Source organism: Streptomyces sp. LS1784 (assembly GCF_020103755.1).
Taxonomy (GTDB): domain Bacteria; phylum Actinomycetota; class Actinomycetes; order Streptomycetales; family Streptomycetaceae; genus Kitasatospora.
In genome coordinates, this window is record NZ_JAHSQD010000456.1 from 1 (window position 1) to 6,700 (window position 6,700).

3 protein-coding genes and 1 pseudogene are annotated in these 6,700 nt (G+C 75.3%); 3 read left to right on the plus strand and 1 reads right to left on the minus strand.

The genetic code is table 11. The features are described from left to right. From KS423_RS34435 to KS423_RS34445, 3 genes are all read left to right on the plus strand, one after another. Positions 1-1,634: PD-(D/E)XK nuclease family protein (locus tag KS423_RS34435; RefSeq protein WP_224283686.1), on the plus strand; the 1,634-nt coding region annotated here is incomplete at its 5' end. A gap of 217 nt (positions 1,635-1,851) precedes the next feature. Then, the gene (locus KS423_RS34440; protein ID WP_224283687.1) at positions 1,852-5,076 is read left to right on the plus strand and encodes an ATP-dependent DNA helicase; all 3,225 of its coding nucleotides are present in this window, start codon (positions 1,852-1,854) and stop codon (positions 5,074-5,076) included. Positions 5,077-5,267: 191 nt separating this feature from the next. Next, positions 5,268-6,479, plus strand: a complete 1,212-nt coding sequence (locus KS423_RS34445; RefSeq protein ID WP_224283688.1) for a PP2C family protein-serine/threonine phosphatase — start codon at positions 5,268-5,270, stop codon at positions 6,477-6,479. A 22-nt stretch (positions 6,480-6,501) separates the two neighbouring features. On the opposite strand, the pseudogene KS423_RS34450 reads toward KS423_RS34445, so the two are convergent. Next, positions 6,502-6,700: pseudogene (locus KS423_RS34450) on the minus strand (hypothetical protein); the annotation flags it as partial.

Below are 6,700 nucleotides of genomic sequence, written 5' to 3' on the forward strand. Positions count from 1 at the left end.
GGGACGGCAGCCGCCGCTGGCGCGAACGCCTGGAGCGGGCCGCCCTGCGCGGCGGCGCGGCCGGCCGCAACGCCGACCGCGACCTGGACGCGCTGTGCGCCCTCTTCGAGACCGCCGCCCGGGCCGAGGAGCAGGTCACCGGCCACCGCAGCGCCCTGGACCTGCTCGCCGAACTCGAAGCCCAGGACATCGCCGCCGACACCCTCACCGTCCGGGCCGTGCGCCCCGAGGCGGTGCGGCTGATGACCGCCCACCGCTCCAAGGGCCTGGAGTGGCGCCTGGTCGTGGTGGCCGGCGTCCAGGACGGCCTCTGGCCCGACCTGCGCCGCCGCGGTTCCCTGCTGGAGGCCGACCGGATCGGCCGCGACGGCCTCGCCGAACCGCTCTCCCCGGGCGCGCTGCTCGGCGAGGAGCGCCGGCTCTTCTACGTCGCCGCGACCCGGGCCAAGGAGCGGCTGATCGTCACCGCCGTCAAGGCCCCCGCCGACGACGGCGACGAGCCCTCCCGCTTCCTGCGCGAGCTCTACCGCGAGGACGTCGACCCCAGGAGCGGCAAGGTGGTCCGCCGCACCCCGCCGGTCACCGTCGAGGACGTCACCCACCGCCCGCGCCGTCCGCTGTCGGTGGCCGCGCTGGTCGCCGAACTGCGCGCGGTCACCGTCGACCCCGCCCGTTCGCCCGAACTGCGCCGCGCCGCCGCCGAACGGCTCGCCACCCTCGCCGCCGCCACCGACGAGGACGGGCTGCCGCTGGTGCCCGCCGCCCGCCCGGAGCGCTGGTGGGGCCTGGACGACCCGACCACCGCCCCCGAGCCGCTGCGCAGCGCCGACGCGCCGGTCCGGCTGTCCGGCAGCGGGCTGGAGCAGCTGGAGAGCTGCTCCCTGCAGTGGTTCCTGGACAAGGAGGTCAAGGCGCGCGGCGCGGGCTCGGCCGCCCAGGGCTTCGGCAACGTGGTGCACGCCCTCGCCGACGAGGTCGGCTCCGGCCGTACCCCCGCCGACCTCGCCGTGCTCATGGAGCGGCTGGACACCGTCTGGGACGCGCTGGCCTTCGACGCCCCCTGGAAGTCCCACCAGGAGAAGGCCGAGGCCCGGGCCGCCCTGGAACGCTTCCTCAACTGGCACGTCCTGGAGCGCGGCCGGGACCTCGTCGCCACCGAGCACGGCTTCGACGTCACCCTCGACGTCGGCGGCGTCTCGGTGCGCATCCGGGGCTCGATGGACCGGGTGGAGAAGGACGCGGCCGGGCGCGCCTACGTGGTCGACTTCAAGACCGGCAAGCAGATACCCGCCGACAAGTCGCTGCCCGAGCACAAGCAGCTCGCCGTCTACCAGCTCGCCGTCCGGGCCGGCGCCCTCAACGAGCTGCCCGGCTTCACCGCGCACCCGCCGGACACCGGCGGCGCCGAACTGGTCCACCTGCGCGAGCCCGCCGCCAAGGCCGCCCAGGACGCCCCGAAGGTGCAGCGGCAGGAGCCGCCGGAGGGCGAACCCTGGATCGAGAACCTGCTCGCCGAGGCGGCCGGGAAGGTCCTCGCCGAGCGCTTCGTCCCGCAGACCGGCGGCGGCTGCGACCGCTGCGCCTTCCGCCGCAGCTGCTCCGCCCAGCGCGACGGCGCCCAACTGGTCGAGTGAGGGTTGTCCGTGACTCGCCCGCTCGCCTCCGGGCGCCCGGACCCGCGCCGACACCCTTCGCTCCGGCACTCCCTCCTTCGTCGGTCGCTCGTCGCTCGCCCTCCTTGCCCGCCATCGGGCAGGAGGGGCCCCCGCCTTCGGCACCGGCGCGCCCTTCGGCTCGGGGCGGGGCGGACAGGCGTGAGCGCCTGTCCGTCGCTCCGGTTACGGTTGCGGGGTGACCGCCGTGCTCAGCCATCCCGACCAGCTCAAGGAGCTGCTGGGGATCCCGTTCAACCGGGAGCAGATGGCGGCCATCGGCGCCCCCCTGGAGCCGGCCGTGATCGTGGCCGGCGCCGGCTCCGGCAAGACCACGGTGATGGCCGCCCGGGTCGTCTGGCTGGTCGGCTCCGGCGCCGTACGGCCCGAGGAGGTGCTCGGCCTCACCTTCACCAACAAGGCCGCCGGCGAGCTCTCCGAACGGGTGCGCCTCTCCCTCCTGCGGGCCGGAGTCACGGACCGGGCCGCCGAGGCGCTCGGGGACCCGGAGATCTCCACCTACCACGCCTTCGCCGGCCGCCTGCTCAAGGAGCACGGCCTGCGGATCGGCATCGAGCCGGACGTCCGGCTGCTCGCCGACGCCACCCGCTTCCAGCTCGCCGCCAAGGTGCTGCGCACCGCCCGCGGCCCGTTCCCCGCGCTCACCGGCACCTTCGCCAACCTGGTCGCCGACCTGACCGCGCTGGACGGCGAGCTCGCCGAGCACCTGGTCGAGCCGCAGACCCTGCGCGACTTCGACGAGGAGCTGCTGGACACCCTCGCCACCGTCAAGCTGACCAACGACGACCTGCGGGCCGTCCCGGCCACCGCCCGGGCCCGGCTGGAGCTGCTGCGGCTGGTCGAGGACTACCGGTGCCGCAAGCGCTCCGCCGGGCTGATGGACTTCGGCGACCAGATAGCCGCCGCCGCCCGGCTCGCCCAGCAGCGCCCGGAGGTCGGCGGGCTGCTGCGCGGCCAGTTCAAGGTGGTGCTGCTGGACGAGTACCAGGACACCTCGGTCGCCCAGCGGCTGATGCTCGCCGGTCTGTTCGGCGCCGGCCCGGACGGCACCGGCAGCGGCCACCCGGTGACCGCCGTCGGCGACCCCTGCCAGGCGATCTACGGCTGGCGCGGCGCCTCCGTGGCCAATCTGGACGACTTCCCCCGGCACTTCCCGAAGGCCGACGGCCGCCCCGCCGACCGCCACGCGCTGAGCGAGAACCGCCGCAGCGGCGGACGCCTGCTCGCCTTCGCCAACGAGCTCGCCGCCCCGCTGCGGGAGATGCACGAGGGCGTGGAGGCGCTGCGCCCGGCCCCCGGTGCCGAGCAGGACGGCTACGTGCGCACGGCGCTGCTGCCCACCCACGCCGAGGAGATCGACTGGCTCGCCGACTCGATCGCCCACCTGGTGCGCACCGGCACCGCGCCGGGCCGGATCGCCGTGCTGTGCCGCGGCGGCGCGGCCTTTCCGGACATCCACGCCGCGCTGGTCGCCCGGGAGGTGCCGGTCGAGGTCGTGGGCCTCGGCGGGCTGCTGCAGCTGCCCGAGGTGGCCGACCTGGTGGCGGTCTGCGAGGTGCTGCAGGACCCGACCGCCAACGCCGCGCTGGTGCGCCTGCTGATCGGACCGCGCTGGCGGATCGGCCCGCGCGACCTCGCGCTGCTCGGCCGCCGGGCCGCCGACCTGGTGCGCACCGACCGGCCCGAGGGCGTCGAGGCGCTGGCCGCCGCGGTCGCCGAGGCCGACCCGACCGAGGTGGTCTCGCTGGCCGACGCGGTGGAGACCTTCCTCGACGCCCCGTCCGGTGAGGAGGGGAAGCCGGACGAGCTGCGGTTCTCCGCCGAGGCGCGGGTGCGTTTCGCCCGGCTCGCCGCCGAGCTGCGCGAACTGCGCCGCTCGCTCGCCGACCCGCTGATGGACGTGCTGCACCGGGTGCTGTCCGTCACCGGTCTGGAGGTCGAACTCGCCGCCTCCCCGCAGGCCCTGGCCGCCCGCCGGCGGGAGACCCTGCACGCCTTCCTGGACGTCGCCGCCTCCTTCGCCGACCTCGACGGCGACCCGGGCCTGTCGGCCTTCCTCGGCTTCCTGCGGGCCGCCCAGGAGTACGAGCGCGGCCTGGACAGCAGCCTGCCCGGCGGCGAGGACACCGTGAAGGTGCTCACCGCGCACAAGTCCAAGGGCCTGGAGTGGGACGTGGTGGCGGTCCCAGGCCTGGTGCGGGGCGCGTTCCCCTCGTCCAGCCCGCGCGAACGCTGGACGAGCACCAAGCGCGTGCTCCCGCACGCCCTGCGCGGCGACGCCGAAACTCTGCCCGACGTGCGCGGGGGGTGGAACGGGAAGTCGATGACCGCGTTCAAGAAGGAGCTGGCCGAGCACTCCGGCACCGAGGAACTGCGCCTGGGTTACGTGGCGTTCACCCGGCCGCGGTCGCTGCTGCTGGCCTCCGGGCACTGGTGGGGGCCGAGCCAGAAGACCGTCCGCGGTCCGTCCGCCTTCCTGGAGCGGTTGCGCGAGCACTGCGAGCGGCCCGGCGCCGGCGAGGTCGAGCACTGGGCCGAGCAGCCGGAGAAGGGCGCCGGGAACCCGGCACTGGCCGCACCCGTCGAGCGCCCCTGGCCGCTGCCGCTGGACCCGGCCGCCCAGCACGCCCGCCGCCGGGTCGCCGAGGTGGTGCGTGCGCGGGTGGCCGGAGCGCCCGCTCCCGAGGCCGAGGAGACGGCCCCCGAGGACCAGCGCCAGATCGCCTCCTGGGACCGCGATCTGACCGCGCTGCTGGGCGAGTTGGAGCGCTCCCGGCGCACCGCGCGGGACGTGCCGCTGCCCGCGGCGCTGTCCGCCACCCAGCTGCTGCGGCTGGCCGCCGACCCGGACGGCTTCGCGCACGACCTGGCCCGCCCGATGCCGCGCCCGCCGCAGCCGGCGGCCCGGCGCGGCACCCGCTTCCACGCCTGGGTCCAGTCCCGGATCGAGCCGCTGCTGCTCGTCGAGCCCGGAGCCCTGCCCGGCGCCGACGACGACGGCATCGAGGACGAGCAGGACCTGGAACGGCTCAAGGAGGCGTTCCTGCGCACCCCGTACGCGCAGCGCAGGCCCCACCGGGTGGAGGTGCCGTTCCAGCTGGTGCTGGCGGGCCGGGTGGTGCGGGGCCGGATCGACGCGGTCTACCGGGAGGATGACGCGTTGTCGGAATCCGTCGGTGCGTCACGCTACGAAGTGGTGGACTGGAAGACCCACCGGGAGGAGACCGCCGACCCGTTGCAGCTCGCGGTCTACCGGCTGGCCTGGGCCGAGCACGCGGGCGTCGATCCCGAGCAGGTCACGGCTTCGTTCCTGTACGTCCGCAGTGGCCGGATCGTGCGTCCGACAGGACTTCCCGACCGAAAAGAGTTGGAACGGCTCCTGATCGGGAACAGTGACTATTGAGTCACGCAGAGCATCCAAGTCATCGCGCCAGTGCCCGAAACCTGTGCGTCGTGCACGTTTCGCGCCTATTGTGGGGTCGGTAACCGGTCAACCCCCGTGCTCCGGCCGCCAGCGAGGCCCGCATTCCCTAACCCTCAGTCATCACCGCAGGTGCCCTTGGGCATCGGCGTCTTCTGCTGGAGAGACCGAAGTTGAGCGCGACCGGATGGATCAGAGAGCGGTTCGCCGGGCCGACACCGGGGCCCGCCCCGCGCGCGACCGGCACCTGGCCGAGGACGGCACTCGCGCTGCCGTTCATCGGCATGGTGCTGATCGTCGCCCTCGACTACCTCAGCGGCACCAGGGTGACGGTCGAACCGGCCCTCACTGCCGTGCCCGCGCTGGCCGCCGTGGTCAGCCGCCGCACCTGGTACCCGCTCGCCATCGGCCTGGGCACCGAGGCGGCGGCCTTCCTGATGGCCTTCCGCAGTGACACCCTCGGCGAGTCCGTGCACGCCGCCAGCGTCTTCGCGATCCTGCTCGTCGCCGCGATCGGCTGGGTCAGCGCCACCCTGAGGCTGCGCCAGGAGCGGGCGCTGGCCGACGCCCAGCTGGTCGCCTCGATCGCCCGCCGGGTCCTGCTGCGGCCCGTCCCCGAGCGGGTCGGCACCGTCCGGGCGGCCGTCCACTACGAGGCCGCCGCCGCGCACGCCCGGATCGGCGGCGACCTCTACGAGGTGGTCAACACCCGGCACGGGGTGCGGGCCGTGGTCGGGGACGTGCGCGGCAAGGGCCTCGGCGCGGTGGAGACGGCCGCCGCCGTGCTCGGGGCCTTCCGCGAGGCCGCCCACCAGGAGGCCGCCCTGGACCGGGTGGCCGGCTGGCTGGCCGTCAGTCTCGACCGCGCCCTGCACGAGAACGACCACCCGGGCGTGGAGGAGGAGTTCGTCACCCTGGTGCTGATCGGCGTCGGGCCCGACGGTGCCGCGGAGATCGTCAACTGCGGCCACCCCGCCCCGCTGCTGCTGCGCGGCGGGGAGGTCAGCCCGCTCGAACTCACCGAGACCGTACCGCCGCTGGGCGTCCTCGACCCGTCCGACGTGCGCCCGCCGGTGCACCGGCTGCTGCTCCAGGGCGACGACCGGGTGCTGCTGTTCACCGACGGGGTGATCGAGGCCCGCGACCGCACGGGCGCCTTCTACCCGCTGGCCGAACGCTTCCCGCGCTGCGCCGCCGGCCGCCCGGCCGACGTCCTGCAGCGCCTGCACGAGGACGTGGTGCGCCACGTCGGGCGCCAGCTCGGCGACGACGCGGCCATGCTGCTGCTCCAGTTCGACCCCCCGCCCGCGCTCGGCCCGACGGGACCCCAGGTCATGAGCACCGTTCACCTCCCGCAGCAGGGTGGAGTCCTGACGCCCCAGTAGGTACGTCCAGGCGGGCTCGCGCCTACAGCGACACCTCGACCAGCAGCGGGCGGTGGTCCGACACCGCCGCGCGCGGCGCCGCCGCCGGGCCGACCGCCGTGCGTGGCACGCCGATCGCCAGGACGTGGTCGAACTGCACCGCGGGCCGGTGCGAGGGGTAGGTCGGCGTGCGCGCCAGGTCGTGCCAGCCCTGGAGTCGGGGGCGCGGCCCGCGCGCCCGG